19 protein-coding genes and 1 pseudogene are annotated in these 20,005 nt (G+C 69.4%); 15 read left to right on the plus strand and 5 right to left on the minus strand.

The annotated features are described in order from the left end of the window. Positions 1-576, minus strand: a 576-nt coding sequence (locus tag H0523_RS28715) for an IclR family transcriptional regulator (protein WP_180180231.1), incomplete at its 3' end; no start/stop codon positions are given. 120 nt (positions 577-696) lie between these two features. Between H0523_RS28715 and H0523_RS28720 the strand changes: the two genes are divergently transcribed. The 5 genes from H0523_RS28720 (at position 697) to upp (ending at position 5,778) form a co-directional block, all read left to right on the plus strand. Continuing rightward, positions 697-1,710 (plus strand): LLM class flavin-dependent oxidoreductase, encoded by a 1,014-nt coding sequence (locus tag H0523_RS28720; protein WP_054428557.1) that lies wholly within the window; start codon positions 697-699, stop codon positions 1,708-1,710. A 23-nt stretch (positions 1,711-1,733) separates the two neighbouring features. After that, complete coding sequence (locus H0523_RS28725) at positions 1,734-2,237, plus strand: flavin reductase family protein (RefSeq protein WP_054428556.1); 504 nt, start codon at positions 1,734-1,736, stop codon at positions 2,235-2,237. Between the two features lie 65 nt (positions 2,238-2,302). Beyond that, entirely contained in the window at positions 2,303-3,454 is a 1,152-nt protein-coding gene (locus H0523_RS28730) for an ABC transporter substrate-binding protein (RefSeq protein ID WP_054428555.1), read from the plus strand. Between the two features lie 114 nt (positions 3,455-3,568). Then, positions 3,569-5,017, plus strand: a complete 1,449-nt coding sequence (gene dacB, locus H0523_RS28735) for a D-alanyl-D-alanine carboxypeptidase/D-alanyl-D-alanine endopeptidase (RefSeq protein WP_054428554.1) — start codon at positions 3,569-3,571, stop codon at positions 5,015-5,017. A 122-nt stretch (positions 5,018-5,139) separates the two neighbouring features. Beyond that, positions 5,140-5,778, plus strand: a complete 639-nt coding sequence (gene upp, locus H0523_RS28740) for a uracil phosphoribosyltransferase (RefSeq protein WP_054428553.1) — start codon at positions 5,140-5,142, stop codon at positions 5,776-5,778. Positions 5,779-5,848: 70 nt separating this feature from the next. Here upp and cysG read toward each other — a convergent pair whose 3' ends face one another. Continuing rightward, positions 5,849-7,264 (minus strand): siroheme synthase CysG, encoded by a 1,416-nt coding sequence (gene cysG / locus H0523_RS28745; protein WP_054428552.1) that lies wholly within the window; start codon positions 7,262-7,264, stop codon positions 5,849-5,851. Between the two features lie 628 nt (positions 7,265-7,892). On the opposite strand from cysG, the gene H0523_RS28750 reads away from it, so the two are divergent. The 8 genes from H0523_RS28750 to H0523_RS28785 all read left to right on the plus strand — a co-directional run bounded on the left by H0523_RS28750 (position 7,893) and on the right by H0523_RS28785 (position 14,411). Next, entirely contained in the window at positions 7,893-9,167 is a 1,275-nt protein-coding gene (locus H0523_RS28750) for a CmpA/NrtA family ABC transporter substrate-binding protein (protein ID WP_054429214.1), read from the plus strand. Positions 9,168-9,213: 46 nt separating this feature from the next. Beyond that, positions 9,214-10,056 carry a nitrate ABC transporter permease gene (gene ntrB / locus H0523_RS28755; RefSeq protein ID WP_180180233.1) on the plus strand — a complete coding sequence of 281 codons (843 nt, stop codon included), beginning with the start codon at positions 9,214-9,216 and terminating at the stop codon, positions 10,054-10,056. A gap of 4 nt (positions 10,057-10,060) precedes the next feature. After that, entirely contained in the window at positions 10,061-10,930 is an 870-nt protein-coding gene (locus tag H0523_RS28760) for an ABC transporter ATP-binding protein (RefSeq protein WP_054428550.1), read from the plus strand. A 156-nt stretch (positions 10,931-11,086) separates the two neighbouring features. Continuing rightward, positions 11,087-11,812, plus strand: a complete 726-nt coding sequence (locus H0523_RS28765; RefSeq protein WP_054428549.1) for a hypothetical protein — start codon at positions 11,087-11,089, stop codon at positions 11,810-11,812. 83 nt (positions 11,813-11,895) lie between these two features. Continuing rightward, complete coding sequence (locus tag H0523_RS28770; RefSeq protein ID WP_054428548.1) at positions 11,896-12,213, plus strand: ElaB/YgaM/YqjD family protein; 318 nt, start codon at positions 11,896-11,898, stop codon at positions 12,211-12,213. 71 nt (positions 12,214-12,284) lie between these two features. Next, positions 12,285-12,698: a phage holin family protein gene (locus H0523_RS28775; RefSeq protein WP_054428547.1), complete on the plus strand. Its 414-nt coding sequence runs from the start codon at positions 12,285-12,287 to the stop codon at positions 12,696-12,698. A 3-nt stretch (positions 12,699-12,701) separates the two neighbouring features. After that, a complete protein-coding gene (locus H0523_RS28780) occupies positions 12,702-13,058 on the plus strand; it encodes a hypothetical protein (protein WP_054428546.1) in 357 nt (118 codons plus the stop codon). Between the two features lie 144 nt (positions 13,059-13,202). Further along, positions 13,203-14,411 carry a hypothetical protein gene (locus H0523_RS28785; protein WP_180180232.1) on the plus strand — a complete coding sequence of 403 codons (1,209 nt, stop codon included), beginning with the start codon at positions 13,203-13,205 and terminating at the stop codon, positions 14,409-14,411. A 78-nt stretch (positions 14,412-14,489) separates the two neighbouring features. On the opposite strand, the gene ubiD is transcribed toward H0523_RS28785, so the two are convergent. Further along, entirely contained in the window at positions 14,490-16,034 is a 1,545-nt protein-coding gene (gene ubiD / locus H0523_RS28790; RefSeq protein ID WP_054428544.1) for a 4-hydroxy-3-polyprenylbenzoate decarboxylase, read from the minus strand. Positions 16,035-16,116: 82 nt separating this feature from the next. Here ubiD and H0523_RS28795 point away from each other — a divergent pair, with 82 nt between their 5' ends. After that, entirely contained in the window at positions 16,117-16,935 is an 819-nt protein-coding gene (locus H0523_RS28795) for a lytic transglycosylase domain-containing protein (protein ID WP_006390870.1), read from the plus strand. 67 nt (positions 16,936-17,002) lie between these two features. Here the strand turns inward: H0523_RS28795 and H0523_RS28800 are convergent, their stop codons facing one another. After that, positions 17,003-18,112 (minus strand): fimbrial protein, encoded by a 1,110-nt coding sequence (locus H0523_RS28800; protein ID WP_082404336.1) that lies wholly within the window; start codon positions 18,110-18,112, stop codon positions 17,003-17,005. Positions 18,113-18,473: 361 nt separating this feature from the next. After that, positions 18,474-19,634 carry a pyridoxal phosphate-dependent aminotransferase gene (locus tag H0523_RS28805; protein WP_054428542.1) on the minus strand — a complete coding sequence of 387 codons (1,161 nt, stop codon included), beginning with the start codon at positions 19,632-19,634 and terminating at the stop codon, positions 18,474-18,476. A 46-nt stretch (positions 19,635-19,680) separates the two neighbouring features. Between H0523_RS28805 and H0523_RS28810 the strand changes: the two are divergent. Continuing rightward, positions 19,681-20,005, plus strand: a pseudogene (locus H0523_RS28810) (FAD-binding protein); the annotation flags it as partial.

A 20,005-nucleotide genomic window follows, 5' to 3' on the forward strand; every position in this document is an offset into this window, starting at 1 on the left:
GGCCGGATCGAGCGGCAGGCCGGCGGCGGCGGGATCGTCCAGCCACTGCGCGGCGTCGGCGCCCTGGCGCCGCGCCGTGTCCCATTCGGCCAGCGCGCGCGGCAGCGCCAGCGCTTCCGGCAGCCAGGCGGCGAAGACGCGCCCGGTGGCGCTGTTGAGCAGCGGCAGCACCGAGCCGACGCGCACGTTGACGGTGACCGGCAGCCGCGCGTCGCGCCACTGGACGATGGTGGGGCCGTGCTGGCCCCAGACCGAGATGAAGACGGTCTGGCCGATGGCGGCGCTCAGGTCTTCCAGGCAGCCGGCCGCCAGTTTGACGAAATCCACCTCGGCCAGCGCCGCCAGCCCGGTGTGCAGGGCCTGCGGCCCGAGCCGGTAACGGGCGCTGGCCGGATCCTGCTCGACGTAGCCGCGCCGCTCCAGCGACACCAGGTAGCGGTGCGCCTTGGCGCGCGGCATGTCCAGGCTGCGGCCCAGTTCCGACACCGACACGGCGCCGCCCAGCTCGGCCAGACGGGTCAGGACGTCCAGGGCGATTTCGGCCGACTGGATCCCGGTGCTGCTTTCTGTTGACATCAGTTTGTCTCTTATTAGAATACGTGTATCACTAAAAAATACATCAGCGTGCCGTGGCGGACAAACATCCGGGCTGGATGACCGGCCCGGGGCGCGGACGGACAAAGACGGAGACAAGCAATGAAGATGTCCATCTTCTCGGTGCAGGACCACTACCCCGACCAGCCCCGCAGCCTGGGCCAGCTCTACGGCCAGGTGCTGGAGCAGGCGCGCCGCGCTGAACAGCTGGGCTACGACACCTTCTGGGTGGCCGAGCACCATTTCCATGAATATGGCGCGGTGCCCAATCCGGCGGTGTTCCTGGCGGCGCTGTCGCAGCAGACGACGCGGCTGCGGCTGGGCACGGCGATCTCGATCCTGACCTTCCACAACCCGCTGACGGTGGCCGAAAACTATGCCCTGGTGGACCAGCTTTCGCAAGGCAGGCTGTCGCTGGGCGTGGGCTCGGGCTATCTGAAGCACGAGTTCGAGGGCTACGACGTCGATCCGGCCACCAAGCGCGAGCGCTTCGACGAGAACCTGATGCTGGTCGAGCGCCTGCTGGCCGGCGAGCGCGTCAGCCATGAAGGCAAGTTCAACCGCATCCACGAGGTGCGCCTGAACGTGCAGCCGGTGCAGCAGCCGGTGCCGGTGTACGTGGCGATCCTGCGCCGCGAGGCCGCCTACCACGTCGGCCGCCAGGGCCGCCGCATGCTGTTCGTGCCCTACGCGGCGGTGGATAACTTCGAGGAGATCGGCCTGATGATGCAGGACTACCGCCGCGGCCTGGCCGAGGCCGGCATCGAGGACGCCAGCGGCATGGCGGCGGTGGCGCTGCACACCCACGTGGCCGCGACCGACGACGAGGCCCGCGAACGCGCCGCCCGCGCCTTCGACCTGTACGTGGAGACCCGCCTGTATGCGCGCAAGCAGGTCTACGACGACATCATCGCCAGCGGCCTGTCGCTGTTCGGCTCGGCCCGCACCGTGGCCGACAAGCTGGCGCGGCTGGCCGACATGGGCCTGGACCACGTCATGAGCCTGCACAACTTCGGCCTGATGCCGCAGGACCGGGTGCTGGACTCGATGCAGCGGCTGATGGCCGAAGCCATGCCGCTGTCGGGCGTGCGTCCCGCCAGCGCGGTGCCGGCCTGACCGGCCGCCCCGCGCAAGCCGCCATGAGCGCCAGCCACGATCTCAGCCCGGCCCATCTGCGCCGGGCGCTGGGGCGCTACGCCACCGGCGTCACGGTGGTGACCGCCGCCGGCGCCGACGGGCCGATCGGCCTGACCGTCAATTCCTTCGCCCCGGTATCGCTGGAGCCGCCGCTGGTGCTGTGGAGCCTGCGCCGCGCCAGCATCCACTACGCCGACTTCACCTCGCGCGGCGGCTTCGCCATCCATGTGCTGGGGGCGCCGCAGCGCGACCTGGCGCGGGTGTTCTCGCAGCCGGTGGCCGACCGCTACGCCGGGCTGGACTGGTACGCCACCGAGGACGGCATTCCCGTGTTCGACGAGTGCGCCGCCCGCTTCGAGTGCGCCACCCGCCAGGTGCTGGAGGTGGGCGACCACGCCGTGCTGATCGGCGAGGTGCGGCGCCTGCACGCCCCCGACGACCACGGCGGCGCCCTGGTTTTCCATAATGGGTCCTTTCTGTCGCACTTGGGGGATCCCGTCGTATAACGCTTTCTACGCCGTAGCGGATCGGCAAGACGCATAACGATATCCGCGCCCAAAGGAGACACCGCATGACCCCTCGTAGCACTCTGACGGCCGCGCTGGCGGCCCTGCTGGTCGCGGGCGCCGCGCCCGCGCTGGCGCAGGTGAAGATCGGCGCCACCCTGTCCACCACCGGTCCCCAGGCCTCGCTGGGCATTCCCGAACGCAACACCATCAGCCTCCTGCCCACCGAGATCGGCGGCGCCAAGGTCGAATACGTGGTGCTGGACGACGCCTCCGACACCACCCGCGCGGTCAGCAATTCGCACAAGCTGATCTCGGAAAACCAGGTCGACCTCATCATCGGTTCGACCACTACCCCCAACACCATGGCCATGCTGGACACCGTGGCCAGCGGCGCCACCCCGGTCATCACGCTAGCCTCGTCGGCGCGCCTGATCGACCCGGTGGACGACAAGCGCCGCTGGGTCTTCAAGACGCCGCACTCCGACTCCCTGATGGCCGAGGGCATCGCCCGCCACGCCGCCGCCAACGGCGTCAAGAAGCTGGCCTTCATCGGTTTCAATAACGCCCTGGGCGAAACCTTCTGGGTGGAAGTGGAAAAGGCCGCCAAGCAGCACGGCATCGAGATCGTCGGCAAGGAAAGCTTCGCGCCCACCGACACCTCGGCGGTGGCGCAGACGCTGAAGCTGGTCGGCGCCGCCCCCGACGCCGTGGTGGTGGGCGCCTCCGGCACGCCGGCGGCGATGCCGGCGCGGGCGCTGCGCGAACGCGGCTTCAAGGGCAAGATCTACTTCAACCACGGCGTGGCCAACAACGACTTCCTGCGCGTCTGCGGCCCGGCCTGCGACGGCGCCTGGGTGCCGGTGGGGCCGGTGATGGTGGCCGACCTGCTGCCGGACACCCACCCGGTCAAGGCCACGGCCCAGGCGTTCGCCAGGAAGTACGAGGCCGCCAACGGCCCGGGCAGCGTGTCGCTGTTCGCCGCCTACACCTGGGACATCGGCCTGCTGCTGCAGCAGGCCGTGCCGGTGGCGCTCAAGCAGGCCAAGCCCGGCACCCCGGAATTCCGCGCGGCCCTGCGCGACGCCCTGGAGAGCGTCAAGAACCTGCCGACCGCCACCGGCGTGGTCAACATGAGCCCGACCGACCACAACGGCCTGGACGAGCGCGCGCTGGTCATGGCCACCGTGGCCGGCGGCAAGTGGAAACTGCAGTAGCCGCCCCCCGGCGAGGGCGGCCGGCGCGCGCTTTCGGCGGGCGCGGCCGCCCGTAACCGTCCCAGGTTTTGTATGCTCACGGTTTTGCAGCACGAGCAACCGGGTGGACAGGGCATGACGGGACTAGGGAAAAAGCGTGTGGGCGGGCCGCGGCAATGGCTGGCCGGCGGACTGCTGGCCCTGGCGGCCGGCACGGCCTGCGCCCAGGTGCAGGGCCTGCCCCCGAGCGTGGTCAACGCCTGGAAGGCCAGCAAGCTGCCGGACAGTTCGCTGTCGCTGGTGGTGCAGGAAGTCGGCGGTCCGCGCCTGGCGACGCTGAACGCCAAGGAAGCGCGCAACCCGGCGTCGGTGATGAAGCTGGTCACCACCTGGGCGGCGCTGTCCGAGCTGGGCCCCAACTACGTCTGGCGCACCGCCTTCATGACCGAGCCGGGCGCCCGGCCCGACGCCAAGGGCGTGCTGTCGGGGCCGCTCTACCTGCGCGCCGGCGGCGATCCGCAATTCCTGATGCAGGACCTGTGGGTGCTGCTGCGCGAACTGCGCCTGCGCGGCGTCAAGCAGATCAATGACCTGGTGATCGACCGCAGCATCTTCGGCCAGGTCGCCACCGACCCCGGCGCCTTCGACGGCGCCCCCGACCGCGCCTACAACGCCAGTCCCGACGCGCTGATGGTGGGCTTTGGCGCGGTGCGCATCCTGTTCACCCCCGACTCCGCCGCCAACAAGTGGGTGCCGCTGATCGACCCGCCGTTGCCCGGCCTGAAGATCGAGGGCCGGGTCGAATGGAGCGACGCGCGTTGTCCGGGCGCGCCCGTGGTCAACACCGACCCGGTCATCACCCAGCAGGGCATCACCCTGCGCGTCAGCGGCAAGGTGGCCGGTTCCTGCGGCGAATTCGACCTGTACAGGCTGGCGCTGTCGCAGACCGATTACGCCACCGAGGTCTTCCGCCTGCTGTGGAAGGAACTGGGCGGCACGTTCAAGGGCCAGGTGCGTTCCGGCATGGTGCCGGGCGACGCCGTGGTGCTGGCCTCGCACGACTCGCCCACGCTGGCCGAGGTGATCCGCCAGATCAACAAGCGCAGCAACAACGTCATGGCGCGCACGCTGCTGCTGACCCTGGGCGCGGAAAAGGGCCGCCGGCCGGCCACCGTGGCCAGCAGCGGTGCCGTGGCCAAGGGCCTGCTGGCCAAGCAGGGCCTGGACATGCCGGAGCTGGTGATCGACAACGGCGCCGGCCTGTCGCGCGACGCCCGGGTGTCGGCCGACAGCCTGGCGTCGATGCTGACCGTGGCCTGGAATTCCCCCGTCATGCCGGAGTACATTTCATCCCTCGCGATCGCCGGGGTCGATGGCACGGTGCGCCGCCGCATGAAAGGCGACGGCACGCTCGGCATGGCCCACCTGAAAACCGGGTCGTTGCGCGACGTGCGCTCGATCGCCGGTTACGTGCTGGGCGCCAGCGGCAAGCGCTATGTGGTGGTCAGCATCGTCAACCACGAGCAGGCCGGCGCCGTGCGGGCCTTCGACGACGCCCTGATCGCCTGGCTGGCCGAACAATAAAGGTTGACGCGGCCCCCTGCATCCACCCGGCAAACCGATTACGATTCTCGGGCGCGCGCCGTATTTCCGGCGGCGCCTGAGGCGAACAACCCTGTCTATCAATATTCTGGAGATTTACGCACATGCCCGTGCACGAAATCCGCCATCCGCTGATCCGCCACAAGCTCGGGATCATGCGTCGCGCCGACCTCAGCACCAAGAGCTTCCGTGAACTGTCGCAGGAAGTGGGCGCGCTGCTCACGTACGAAGCGTCCAAGGACCTGCCGCTGGCTCCCGCCACCGTCGAAGGCTGGTGTGGCGCCGTGCAGGTCGAGAAGATCGCCGGCAAGAAGGTCACCGTGGTGCCCATCCTGCGCGCCGGCATCGGCATGCTGGACGGCGTGCTCAGCCTGATCCCGGGCGCCAAGGTCAGCGTGGTGGGCGTGGCCCGCAACGAAGAGACCCTGGAGGCCCACACCTACCTGGAACGCCTGGTGGGCGAGCTGGACCAGCGCCTGGCGCTGATCGTCGATCCGATGCTGGCCACCGGCGGCTCCATGGTCGCCGCCATCGACCTGCTCAAGCGCGCCGGCTGCAAGGAAATCCGCGCGCTGGTGCTGGTGGCCGCGCCGGTCGGCATCGACGCGGTGCTGGCCAAGCACCCGGACGTCCATATCTACACCGCGTCCATCGACGACGGCCTGAACGAGCATGGCTACATCATGCCGGGCCTGGGCGACGCGGGCGACCGCATCTTCGGCACCACCCAGAAGACCGACTGAAGTCTGCCTCCCCGGGCGGCGTGGCCCGGGCCCGCCGCCATCGGCCGCCAGCGGCCGCGCCGGGCGGGCGCTACGCCGCCAGTCTTTGCGGCGCGCCTTCCAGGTGCTCGCCGAACCAATGCAATGATTGCGCCAGTCCCGCCACCTCGCCCACGATCAGCAGGGCGGGCGAGCGGATGGCGTGCGCCCGCGCCAGGCGCGGCAGGTCCTCAAGCGCGCCCGACAGCACCCGCTGCTCGGGCCGGCTGCCGTTCTCGATCAATGCGAACGGCGTCGTGGCGGCGCGGCCATGGCGGATCAGCCGCTGCGTCAGCAGTTCCAGCTGGCCCACGCCCATGTAGAACGCCAGCGTCTGGCGTTCGCGCGCCAGCGCCGGCCAATCCAGGTTGTCCTCGTCCTCGCGGCAGTGCGCCGTCACCAGGCGCACCGATTGCGCGTGCTCGCGGTGCGTCAGCGGAATGCCGGCATAGGCCGCACAGGCCAGCGCCGCGGTGATGCCGGGCACCACCTCGTAGCGCACGCCGTGCGCGCGCAGGTGTTCCAGTTCCTCGCCGCCGCGGCCGAAGATGAAGGCGTCGCCGCCCTTGAGCCGCACCACGCGGCGGCCCAGGCGGGCGTGCTCGACCAGCAGGGCGTGGATGCGCGCCTGGGTCGCGTGATGGTCCTCGCCCGGCAGTTTGCCCACCGAGATGCGTTCGGCGTCGCGGCGCGCCAGCGACATGATGTCGTCGCTGACCAGCCGGTCGTACAGGATCACGTCGGCCTCGTTCAGCGCGCGCAGCGCCTTCAGCGTCAGCAGGCCGGGATCGCCGGGGCCGGCGCCGACCAGCACCACGCTGCCCTCGGCCGGCGCCAGCGGCTGGGCCAGGGCGGCTTGCAGCGCGGCTTCAGCGTCCTGCGGGCGCTGCTGGCGCAGCAGGCCGGCCACGGGGCCGTCCAGCAGCCAGTCATAGAAGCGGCGCCGCGCGCCCAGGTCGGGGTGGCCGGCGCGGATGCGCTGGCGGTAGCGTTCGGCCAGGCCGGCCAGGCGGCCCAGGCTGTGGTCGAACAGGGATTCGATGCGTTCGCGCAGGCGCCGCGCCAGCACCGGCGCCACGCCCGACGAGGAAATGGCGACGATGACCGGCGAGCGGTCGACGATGGACGGCACCTGGAACGACGACAGTTCAGGATCGTCCACCACGTTGCTGAAGATGCGGCGAGCCCGCGCGGCGTCGGAGACCGCCGCGTTGACGCCGCGGTCATCGGTGGCGGCCACCGCCAGCCACGCGCCATCAAGCCAGGCGGGGTCGAAGCGGCCCGCCAGGTGGCGGATGCGGCCCGCCGCCAGCAGCTCCGCCAGCGCCGGCGTCAGCTCGGGCGCGCCAACGGCGACATCGGCATGGGCTTCGAGCAGGGCGAGCGTCTTGCGCTCGGCCACCGCGCCGCCGCCCACGACCAGCACGGGCCGGTCTTTCAGATCGGCAAATATCGGGAAAAGCTTCATCACGCAGCCTCGGGCGCACCCGGCAGAAGGTCAAACGATCATAGGGATCGGGTTTCATCCCCACAACTTCTGATTTCTTGAATCCATATAGCCACAACTTATTTGGCGCGGCCCGCCCGCGGGTTGCGCCGGCTCAACTCATGCAAGTTCCATGCCCGCGTGCAGGCGCCGGCCAAGCCAGGAAATAAGCGCATCGGGCAGCGCCCGCGAGGGCGGGGACGCCCGGCCCCGGGAGCGGCGGGGGCGAGCAGGGCGCCGGATTCGAGGCCGCGGGAACCGCCCGCACATCGATGGTGCGTCGCCGCATTCGTTTACGCACCAAGTTGGATCGCGCGGCGCGCCGGCCATCTTCGGGCGCGGTTTCCGGCGCGGCCGCGCACGGCCTCGCGGATCGCCGCAAACGCAGTGGGCGCGCGGGTGCGCGGCGACCGTGACGGGCGCGCCAGGACACTTGGCACGCCGATTGCTTAACCGTTGATGGACGGGCCGCGCGCGGTCCGTCCACGCCAAGCGCCGCGATCCGCGGCAGGGAACAACGACGTTCCGCAGCGCCAACGGGTTGTTCCCGATCGGCGCGCGGGACGTTTTTTTTTGCCAGGAGCCTCGTATGACGCCAGTGAAACCCCGCCTGCCCGCCGCCACGGGTCCGGATTCGACCACCGACGCCAGCCGCCGCAAGTGGCTGGCCGGCACCGCGCGCGCCGTGGCCGGCGCCGGCCTGCTGTCGCTGGTCGACCCGCTGGTGCGCGCCGGCGCCTGGGCCGCGGGCAGCGACGCCCCCGAAAAGACCGAGGTGAAGATCGGCTTCATTCCGCTGACCGACTGCGCCTCGGTGGTCATGGCCTCGGTGCTGGGCATCGACAAGAAGTACGGCGTCACCATCACGCCGTCCAAGGAAGCCTCCTGGGCCGCCGTGCGCGACAAGCTGCTCAACGGCGAGCTGGAGATGGCCCACGTGCTGTACGGCCTGATCTACGGCGTGCAGCTGGGCGTGGGCGGGCCGAAGAAGGACATGGCCGTGCTGATGAACCTGAACCAGAATGGCCAGGCCATCACCCTGTCGAACAAGCTGCTGCAGGCCGGCGCCCGCGATGGCGAATCGCTCGCCAAGGTGATGGCGTCAGAGAAGCGCGAATACACCTTCGCCCAGACCTTCCCGACCGGCACCCACGCCATGTGGCTGTACTACTGGCTGGCCGCCTACGGCATCGACCCGATGAAGGACGCCAAGGTCATCACCGTGCCGCCGCCGCAGATGGTGGCCAACATGCGCGTGGGCAACATGGACGGCTTCTGCGTGGGCGAACCGTGGGGCGCGCGCGCCATCCTCGACAAGATCGGCTTCACCTCGGTGACCACCCAGGCCATCTGGACCGACCATCCCGAAAAAGTGCTGGGCACCAGCGCCGATTTCGTGGCGCGCAATCCGAACACCGCGCGCGCCGTCACCGCCGCCATCCTGGAAGCGGGCAAATGGATCGACGCCTCGCCCGAGAACCGCCGCAAGACGGCCGAGACCATCGCCGCAAAGTCCTACGTCAACACCGACGCCAGCGGCATCGTCGACCGCATGCTGGGCCAGTACGACGATGGCCTGGGCAAGCGCTGGAGCGACGCGCACGCGATGCGTTTTTCGGGCGACGGCGCGGCCAACTTCCCGTACCTGAGCGACGGCATGTGGTTCCTCACCCAGCACAAGCGCTGGGGCCTGCTCAAGGAGCATCCCGACTATCTGGCCGTGGCGCGCCAGGTCAACCGCATCGATGTCTACAAGCAGGCCGCGCAGGCCGCCGGCATTGCCTTGCCCGCCGGCGAGATGCGCAGCTCCACCCTGATCGACGGCGTCGTTTGGGATGGCAGCAACCCGACGGCCTATGCCGACGGTTTCAAGGTCAAGGCCTGAGCGCCCCTTTGCACAGGAGAGAATCGCGATGTCTACCGTAACGAGTATGGAGCGGGCCGCGCCCGCCGCCGCGCCGGCGCCGCGGGCGGCGCCCTGGGCCGACGCCTGGCGCGAGCGCCTGGAAGCGGCGCTGCGCGCGGTGGTCGGCCCGGTGGCCGGCTTCGCGTTGTTCGTGCTGGTCTGGCAGGTGGTGGCCATGCGCATCCCCGAGATTCCCACGCCGGGCGTGACCTGGCGCGCGGCGGTGGAACTGTTCTCGGACCCGTTCTACGACAACGGCCCCAACGACAAGGGCATCGGCTGGAACCTGCTGGCCTCGCTGCAGCGGGTCGGCATCGGCTTTGGCCTGGCGGCGCTGGTCGGCATTCCGGTGGGCTTCGCCATCGGCCGCTACGCGCCGGTGCGGGCGATGTTCTCGCCCATCGTCAGCCTGCTGCGGCCGGTGTCGCCGCTGGCCTGGCTGCCGCTCGGCCTGCTGCTGTTCAAGGCCGCCAATCCGGCCGCGATCTGGGCGATCTTCATCTGTTCGATCTGGCCCATGATCATCAACACGGCGGTCGGCGTGTCGCGCGTGCCGCAGGATTACCTGAACGTGGCGCGGGTGCTGAACCTGTCGGAATGGAAGGTCACCACCAAGGTGCTGCTGCCGGCCGTGCTGCCCTACATGCTGACCGGCGTGCGGTTGTCGATCGGCACCGCCTGGCTGGTGATCGTCGCGGCCGAGATGCTGACCGGCGGCACCGGCATCGGCTTCTGGCTGTGGGACGAGTGGAACAACCTCAAGGTCGAGCACATCGTCATCGCCATTTTCGTGATCGGCATCGTCGGGCTGATCCTGGAAACGCTGCTGGTCGCGCTGGCCCGCCGCTTCACCTACACCGAGGAGTAGCGCCATGAAGAAATTCGTACGCATCGAACGCGTGGGCCAGACCTTCGCCACCCGCAAGGGCGCCTTCGTGGCGCTGCGCGACATCGACCTGACGGTGGAGCAGGGCGAGTTCATCACCCTGATCGGCCATTCCGGCTGCGGCAAATCGACCCTGCTGAACCTGATCGCGGGCCTGACCCGCCCGACCAGCGGCGTGCTGCTGTGCGCCGAGCGCGAAATCACCGGCCCCGGGCCGGACCGCGCGGTGGTGTTCCAGAACCATTCGCTGCTGCCCTGGCTGACCTGCTTCCAGAACGTGCACCTGGCGGTCGAGCGCGTCTTCGGCGCCACCGAGAAGCGCGCCCAGCTGGCCGAGCGCACCCGCGCCGCGCTCGACCTGGTGGGCCTGCTGCCGGCGCAGAACAAGCTGCCGCGCGAGATCTCCGGCGGCATGAAGCAGCGCGTCGGCATCGCCCGCGCGCTGGCGATCGAGCCGGGCGTGCTGTTGATGGACGAACCGTTCGGCGCGCTCGACGCGCTGACCCGCGCGCACCTGCAGGACGAGCTGCTCAAGATCGTCGCCAAGACCCGCACCACCACCATCATGGTCACGCACGACGTGGACGAGGCCGTGCTGCTGTCCGACCGCATCGTCATGCTGACCAACGGGCCGGCCGCGACCATCGGCGAGATCCTGCCGGTGCCGCTGGCGCGGCCGCGCGACCGGGTGCGGCTGGCCAACGATCCGGTCTACCTGTCGTGCCGCGCGGCGGTGGTGGATTTCCTGCACCGGCGCCACGGCAACCCCGAGCGGACCCCGGCGCCGGTGGCGTTGGCGGCGGTGCCCGATGCCGAGGACGAGCCGGTGGCGGCGGGTTCGCGCGCCGTGGCCTGACGCGCGGACCCGATGCCCATGGGCCGGCGCGGTCACGCGCCCGCCTTGCGCCTGACACGTTCCGTCATGCGTGCGTTTTGCCAACCGGTGTAGTATCAAGCCAGCCGTGCGCGCGCAGCGCCGGCGTGTCCTGGATTTCTGGAGTGGCTTGTGGCATTGCGAAAATTGGCATCCCTGGTTTTGGTGACCGGCGCGCTGGGCGCGGCCGGCGTGGCGCAGGCCGGTGTCTGCGATGCGAAGTTCATGCACGAGGGCGGCGCGGTGCAACTGACCGGTTCGGGCAACATCGCGCTGGGCGCCGACCTGGCCTTCACCGAGGTTACGAAAAGCAATGGCGACAACTGCCGCGCCCGCGTGCAGGGCGTGGCCCGCTTCAGCTACGCGGGCCTGCCGCCGGGCAAGTCCAAGCTCGACTACCTGATGACCGTCAAGGGCGGCCAGGCCACCTTCCTCAAGTACGCCAACGCCGGCGAGGCGCCGCAGCCGTCCGAGGGCCAGTTCGACCTGCGCATGCTGGGCCTGTTCGCCTACGACGGCAAGCTCAACCCCGGGCAGAAGCTGCCGGGCTCGTCGTTCCGCCTGAAGATCGGCAAGGAAGCGCCGGTCGGCGGCCAGCCCAGCACCACGGTGCGCATCGGCGAGAAGACCGTCGGCCGCGCCGCCAGCATCGGCACCGCGCTGGGCCAGCAGTCCTGCCATCCGGTCACGTACACGCGCAATTCCGATCCCACCATGGCCACCTTCCAGGGGCTGACCATTCCGATCCCCGGCATGAACACCACCGTCACCGACTGGTACTGCCCGGCGGTCAATCTGGTCATGAAGCAGGATATCGACCAGGGCGGCGTGAAATCCGCCGTTGAGATTACGCAAATCAAGTAGCACACGGTAGCAAGCCGGCCGGGCCCATCGCGGAGCGGCTGGTATGATGGTTTCGTCATAGACACACTACAGGAGCTCAAAACATGGCCACGAGAAAATCCGAAGACGTCGCAAAAGAAAAACTCATCGACAGTGTCAAGACCAGCCTGAATGACGCTGAAAGCCTGCTGCGCGAAGCCGCCAGCAGCACGGGCGACAAGGCCGCCGAACTGCGCGAACGCGCCATGACCTCGCTCAAGCGCACCCGCGAAGCCCTGTACGAAGCCCAGGACGCGGTGCTCGAACGCGGTCGGAAGGCGGCGCGCGCCACCGATGACTACGTGCACGACAATCCCTGGCAAGCCATCGGCATCGCAGGCGTGACCGGCCTGCTGCTCGGCTTGCTGATCAGCCGCCGCTGATAAGGCAGGACCTCCGGGCGGGCGGGCGGCGCCGGCGTTTCGCCGCGTCCCCCGCCCGGTGTCCTTTTGCCATGGGTCTACGCAAATCTGTTTTTGGCGTGGCGTCCAGCCTGGTCGGGCTGGCGCGCACGCGCCTCGAATTGCTGGCGCTGGAGGCGGCGGGCGAGAAGGCGCGCCTGCTCAAGCTGCTGGGCATGGCGTTCGCCGCCCTGCTGTTCCTGACGCTGGCGGTGCTGGTGTTCACCATCACGGTCGCGGTGGCGTTCTGGCCGACCGAAGACCGCTATCTGGCATTGGGCCTGCTGGCGGCCTTCTATCTGGTGGTCGGCGTGGCGCTGCTGCTGGTGGTGCGCCACGGCCTGGTCTACGGACCGGCGCCGTTCGCGGCCACGCTGGAAGAGCTCGGCCGCGATGCCGAATTGCTCGAACGCGTGCGCGACGCGCAGGACGATGACGACCGGGCGCGCCGGCGCGAGGAGGACTGAACCATGACGAAACGGTCTCCCGCTGTCGATCGCGCCGTGCGCATCGAACTGCTGCGCGCCCGCGCCGCGATCGAGCGCGAGTCGCTGGCGCAGGGCATCGTGTCGGCCGGGCGCAAGCTCGAGCCGGCCGCGCTGCTCAAGAGCTTCCTGCCGGGCCTGGCGTCCGGCGGCGCGTCGCGCTGGGCCATGCAGGCCATCGGCCTGGCGCGGCGCTATCCCCTCATCAGTTCGTCGCTGTCGGCCATGTTCATGCGGGGCGGCGGCAAGTCGAAACTGCTCAAGCTGGCCGGCGGCGCGCTGGTGGGCTGGCAGTTGTTCAAGCTGTGGCGCGATGCGCGCCAGGACGACGACGCGCGCTGACGCCATTGCGCCATCCGGCCGCGCCCACGACCCCGCCCGACCGGCGGGGTTTCTTTTTGCCGCGCCGCTTCTTTCCGTCCCTTAAATTTGAAATAAAATGCGTCCAATTCTCATATAGGTTTGGACATGTCTCGCACCCCCAGCATGCAGCCCCCCCTTCGTCCGTGGCCGCGGCCTTTCCGGCGGACGTCTGCCGCCGACGCGGCCGCCGCGCCGGGACTGGGCGGGCGTCTGGCGATCTGCCGGGATGTGCTGGACATCGTCTGGAAGCTGCTGCCGCTGTGGCTGGTGGTGCCGGGCCTGGGCATCTGGCTGTATCTGCGCGATGCGGGCTGGGAAAGCCTGTTCCTGGATGCGGTGGTGTCGTGGAGCGGACTGGGCGTGCTGCTGGCCGCCGGCGTGCTGGGCTGCCTGCTGCCCACGCTGTTCATCGTGTCGCCGGCGCTGATCTTCTTTGGCGGCCTGCGCGACACGCTGGCCGATCGCGCGGCGCGGGGCGCGCGTTTCTCCGCGACGGCCCGCCTGGCGGCGATGACGATGCTGGGTTGGCTGGCGGTGCTTGCCGGCGCGCGCGGCCGGATCGACGCGATCGAGCGCTGGATGCCGGGCGCCGGCATCGGGGGCTATCTGTTGGCGGGCGGCGTCCTGTGCCTGGGGGGCATGCTGCTGGCCGCGGTGCTTGCGCGCAAGCCTTTGCGGCGCGAGTGGGAGGCGCAAGCCGGCTTTGGCCGTTGGCTGGCCTGCGCCGCGGGGCTGGGAGCGGCGCTGATGCTGACCAGCCTGGCGCCGTTCCTGGTCCTCGTGGCGTTGCTGGAACCGCTGGCCGACGCGCTTGGTTTTGTCTTCACCCTGGCGCTCGTGCTGGCCTTGACCTTCGCATTGAGCTTCCTGCCCGTGCTGGCGCTGTTGTCCACGCCGGCCCAGGCGAGCCGCCGTGGCAAGATGACCGTGTGGACCATCGTCGTGTTCGGCGTGGTGGTGTTGCTCGCCGGCCAGTACGGCAGCCTGGTGCAGTGGGTGCTCAAGCCGATGGGGGTGTACCAGACCGGGCCGATGATGTACCTGTTGGTCAAGCCCGAAGCGGCCGCGGCGGCCAGCGCCGCCGGCCTGCCGCCTGTGTCGGTCAAGGGCGCGCAGGCCGTGCGCGGCTACCAGCGGTTCGCGCTGGGCGGGGTGTTGCTGTTGTGCCAGCAGGCCCGCACACCGCCTGGCCAGGCGCGCGGCGCCGGCTGCGTGGCGCTGCGCCGCGACGCTGCGATTCCGTATCTGCAGGCGCCCGCCGTTGCCACGCCGGGCATCGAGCGGCCCCGGGCGAAGCGGCCTCGGCGGATGGAGACCGGCGTGTCCGGTTGACAGGCGTGAGGGCAGCGCGCCGCGCGGTTGCCGGCGCGCCGCGGCCGGCCGTCGCGGCCGGCGACCGGCCCCTGCGCCCTACAGCCCCAGCTGCCCCCAGATGTCGTCCACCCGCTTCTTGACGTCGGCGTCCATGGTGATGGGCGTGCCCCATTCGCGCTGGGTCTCGCCGGGCCATTTGTTGGTGGCGTCCAGGCCCATCTTGCCGCCCAGGCCGGACACCGGCGAGGCGAAGTCGAGGTAGTCGATGGGGGTGTTTTCGACCAGCAGCGTGTCGCGCACCGGATCCATGCGCGTGGTCATGGCCCACACCACTTCCTTCCAGTCGCGCGGATTGATGTCCTCGTCCACCACCACGATGAACTTGGTGTACATGAACTGGCGCAGGATGCTCCACAGCCCGAACATGACGCGCTTGGCGTGGCCGGCATACTGCTTGCGGATCGACACCACCGCCAGGCGGTAGCTGCAGCCCTCGGGCGGCAGGTAGAAGTCGACGATTTCCGGCAACTGGCGCCGCAGCAGCGGCACGAACACCTCATTGAGCGCCACGCCCAGCACGGCGGGCTCGTCGGGCGGCTTGCCGGTGTAGGTGGAGTGATAGATCGGATTGCGGCGCATGGTGATGCGCTCGACCGTGAACACCGGGAACCAGTCCTGCTCGTTGTAGTAGCCCGTGTGGTCGCCGTAGGGGCCTTCCAGCGCCATCTCGTAGTCGCTGTTGGGCGGCGGGTTGACGCCGTCCGGCACCACGGGGGCGATGGCGCGCGGATCCGACGACGGCAGCAGGTGGCCTTCCAGCACGATCTCGGCCCAGGCCGGCACCGACAGGTTGCTGCCCAGCGCCTGCGCCACCTCGGTGCGCGAGCCGCGCAGCAGGCCGGCGAACTGGTATTCGGACAGGCTGTCCGGCACCGGCGTGACCGCGCCCAGCGTGGTGGCCGGGTCGGCGCCCAGCGCCACGGCGATGGGGAAGGGCGTGCCCGGATGGGCCAGCGCGTGGTCGCGGAAATCGAGCGCGCCGCCGCGGTGCGACAGCCAGCGCATGATGAGCTTGTTCGGCCCCAGCAGCTGCTGGCGGTAGATGCCCAGGTTCTGGCGGCGGGCGTTAGGGCCGCGCGTGATCACCAGGCCCCAGGTCAAGAGCGGCGCCACGTCGCCGGGCCAGCAGGTCTGGATCGGCAGACGCGTCAGGTCCACGTCCTTGCCTTCCCAGACGATCTCCTGGCAGGCCGGACTCTTGACGTTCTTGGGGCTCATGTCCCACAGGGCCGACTTCAGCATCGACACCTTGGCCAGCGCGTCGCGAAAGCCCTTGGGCGCTTCGGGTTCGCGCAGCGAGGCCAGCAGCTCGCCGATGTCGCGCAGCGCGCTGACGTCGTCGGCGCCCATGCCGCGGGCCACCCGCGAGGGCGTGCCGAACAGGTTGGCCAGCACCGGCATCTCGGCCGGCTTGCCGTCGTGCCGGGCTTTTTCGAACAGCAGGGCGGGGCCCTCGGCGCGCAGCACGCGGTCGGAAATCTCGGTCATTTCCAGGCGCGTCGAGACCGGCGCGGCGATGCGTTTGAGCTCGCCCATGCGTTCGAGTTGAGCGAGGAAGTCTCTAAGGTCGCGGTATTTCACTACAGATCCCGGCTATTTGGTTACATCTTGGGGAGAAAGAGAGGTTAACATTGACTCCCTCTTTTTCCACGCAGGAGGTTTTATGCCCGATGCGTCAGTGGCCAGCCTGTTCAGGAACATGGCCCAAGGAGTGCACCAATATCTTGCCGAATCGCTGCGCATCTGCTCCGTCTACCTGGGCATCGCGGTGATCGTGACGGTAAGCATGGGATTCGCCCTGCCTGGTTTGCGCGACCAGGCATTGCAAGTGCACAAAGCCTTGTTGACCGCCCTCGCGCCTTCATCCATGCAGACCGGCGTCGAATCCGAAGCCGGGTCCGAATTCGGCGTCGATACTTCGTCGGCGATCGCCATGGCCGTGCCCACCGCGCCGTCCAGCAATGCGACCGGCATGCTGGGGCCTGCCCGCGCCGCGCCCGCGACGCCCAAGAAGCCTGCCATGGTCGCCACCGGCCCGCAGGCCGAAGCCTTGCGCAACTACATTTCGCGCAAGTACAAGGTCGCCTATGACGCGACCGGCCCGCTCCTGAACACCGTGTACAAGGTGGGCCGCGAGAAGCAGCTGGATCCGCTCCTGCTGCTGGCCGTGATCGCCATCGAGTCGCGCTACAACCCGCTGGCCGAGAGCCACGTCGGCGCGCAGGGCCTGATGCAGGTGATGACCAGCGTGCACCAGGACAAGTTCGATGCCGTCGGCAAGAACCCGCTGGACCCGGGCGCCAACATCGCCGTCGGGGCGACGATCCTGAGGGACTGCATCAACCGGCGCGGCTCGGTCGATGGCGGCCTGGCCTGCTACGTCGGCTCGACCGGGCCGGACGACAACGGCTACGGCGCCAAGGTGCAGGCCGAGCGCCGCCGCCTGGCGTTGGCCTCGGGCATCGCGCTGGCCCGGGATTGACCCTGGCCCGTGGCCTGAGGTGGCGGCCGCTGGCCGCTCGGCGCGCCGGGTAGCGCCGGCGCCGCGCTCATTGGAATGCCACCAGGATGGTGACCTGCTGGCTGAATGCCCCCGGCACCAGCGTTGTTCCCGTCTTCTCCAGTTCCGCCGAGTAATACAGATTCCTGGGGCGCAGGCTGGTGGTCAACGATTCGCTGTTATGCCAGGCGTTGAAAGTGATCGGCGTGACGCCGTTTTGCTTGATCTTCAGCGCGAGGCCATTTGGCGCCCCATCGGTGTTTTTCAGTTCTATGCCCCGGCCCAGGGACGTCAGCGCGGTGTTGCCCTCGGGTTCGAATTTGATCCGCAGGGGAACCACCATGCTGCCCAGGTCGAGGACGTTGAAACCGCCATCGCAGGCCGTGTCGAAATCCGCGACGATGGTGAACTGCTGCGGCTTGGGCAGGGGAAGATTGCCCGCGCTGTACGCCCGGCCCAGGTAGACCGAACCCGGCGTCGAGATCTTCGCGATGCAGGTCGGGATGAGGCTGATGGCCGTGGCGTTGTTCGAACCGATTTCGATGTGATTGGTGTGGATGAATCCGTAGTGCATCCTGACGAGGTCGGTGTACGCGGGGAAGTAGGCCCTGACGGGTCTGGTCGGAGGCGTGACGGTGACCAGCCGCAGCCTGCCGAGCAGCAACCCGTTTGCCGTCAACGTACTGTCCGTGGCGGACTTGGGGGCGTAGCTCTCGTTGCTCAAGGGGAATCTGTCGTCCGTCGTGTTGCCCGTCGGTACCCAGTCCGGATAGCCATTGATCTGAATGACGAGTTTCAGCCCGGCCTTGCGCAACTCGTTTATGACCGGCGCCAAGTTTGTGCCCGACACCAGGAACGGCTTCCTGGTTGCTGCTGTGTCGCTGACGCACACCCATGGCACGGGCGGCAGAGGGGCGTCATAGACGACCGTGCCTGGCGGATTGGACTTGTCCAGCGACAGTAGCGCTGGCGCGAATTGTCCGGGCGCGGCCTGTATCCCTTTGTTTTCGATGTAGTTGCCGGCCCGCGTCGGGTCGAGCTGGCACCCCGGCCCGACCGCATGGGCCGCCAGCGGCAGCAGGCAGGCGATGAGCCATCCCGCCGCCGCCAGCGCGCCACGCCGCGGGCGGCGGATCCTTGTCGTGTTCCGCTTGAACATGTATTGACTCTTGAAAAAGGGAAAGGCGGCCCGGTGCCGGTCGCCGCCCCGGAAAATATAGGTGGCCCGGGCCGGCAATGGCCGCGCCGCCATAGGCTTGGCTATTGCGTCCGGACGGCGCTGGCGGGAGGGCGAGGCGGGGCCATGGCCAGGCGGCGCGCCTGGGCGCGAGGAACGGGAAGGACCCGTTCCGCCCGGCGATTTTGCATGGCAAGGATTATCTGAACGTTAAGGTTTCGTCAGACGGAAAGGCGGGCCGGCGCGCGGCCGCCCGACCAGTGTATCGGCGCGTCCCGCCCGTGGCAGGCGCCCGCGCCGATATGGCGGCCCGGTCCGAGGCGGCCGGGCCGACGGGCGCGCCTCAGCGGCCCAGCAGCCTGCCCAGGCGGGCCACGGCTTCTTCCAGCCGGTCCAGGCCGGTGGCGTAGGAAAAGCGCATGGTGTGGTGGCCATGGGCGGGGCCGAAGTCCAGGCCGGGCACGGCGGCGATGCCGGCTTCCAGCAGCAGGCGTTGCGAGAAGCTGGCGCTGTCTGTGCCGAAGTCGCTGATGTCGGCGTAGATGTAGAAGGCGCCGTCCGGCTTGACCGGCACCTTCAGGCCCAGGCGTTCGAACTCGGGCAGCAGGTAGTCGCGGCGCTGCTTGAAGGCTTCGCGGCGGTGTTCAAAGGTGCGCAGGGCGTCGGGCGTGAAGCAGGCCAGGGCGGCATGCTGCGCCAGCGTGGGGGCGCAGATGGCCAGGCTGCCGGCGATCTTCTCGACCGGGGCGGCCATGTCCTCGGGCACGATCATCCAGCCCAGGCGCCAGCCGGTCATGTGGAAATACTTCGAGAAGCTGTTGATGACGATGATGTCGTCGTCCAGCGTCAGCGCCGAGCGCGCCTGGCCTTCATAGGACAGGCCCAGGTAGATCTCGTCGACGATGGCGAAGCCGTGGCGGGCGCGCACCTCGGCCAGCAGCCTGGACAGTTCGCCGTGGTCGATGGAGGTGCCGGTGGGGTTGCTGGGCGAGGCCACCAGCACGCCCTGGGTGGCGTCGGTCCACTGCTGCGCCACGTCCTCGGCCGACAGCTGGAAACGCTTGGCGGCGGAGCTGGGGATCAGGCGCGGCCGGCCGCCGGCGGCCAGCACGAAGTTGCTGTTGGCGGGGTAGGACGGGTCCGGCATCAGGACTTCGCCGCCGGGGTTGACCAGGGCGGCGCAGGCCAGGGTCAGGGCGCCCGAGGCGCCGGCCGTGACGATGACGCGCCGCGGGTTGATCGTGGCGCCGAACTGGTCGTGGTAGAACTGGGCGATCGCCTCGCGCAGCGGCATCAGGCCGGCGGGGGCGCTGTAGCCGCTCTGGCCGGCCTGGGCCGCGCGCTGCAGCGCTTCCACGACCTGGGGCGGCGCGGTAAAGTCCGGTTCGCCGATGCCCAGGCTGATGATGTCCTTGCCCGCCGCCTGCAGCGCCTGCGCCTGCTTGAACAGCTCGACGACCTGGAAGGTCAGGAATTCGTTGGTACGGGCGGCAAGGCGGGGCATCGGACTCTCGAAGGCTACTTGAAGCGGAATAAAGGGAATTGTAGTCATGCAGCCATCACGGCGCGCTTTCCTCCTGGGCCGGCGGCCCGCCCAGACGCCCTGGGCCACCTTCCTGCAACGGCTGGGGCTGTTGTGCCAGGGGACGCTGCGCGACCTGGGCGCGACGGCGGGCGAGGGGCCGCGCGCGGTGTTGACGCCGGCGCGCGAGGGCGATGTGACGCATGCGCGCGCGCTGTGCGCCGAATACGGCGTGACACTGGCGCTGGACGATGCCGATGGGCCGTTCACGCCGGTCGACGGCCCGCTGCTGCGGGTCGATCCCGGTCGCCTGGCGGGCCTGGCGCGGCTGGCCGGGGCGGCGCCGCGCTGGC

Origin of the sequence: Achromobacter insuavis (assembly GCF_902859645.1) — a bacterium.
Classification (GTDB): Bacteria; Pseudomonadota; Gammaproteobacteria; order Burkholderiales; family Burkholderiaceae_B; genus Achromobacter; species Achromobacter insuavis.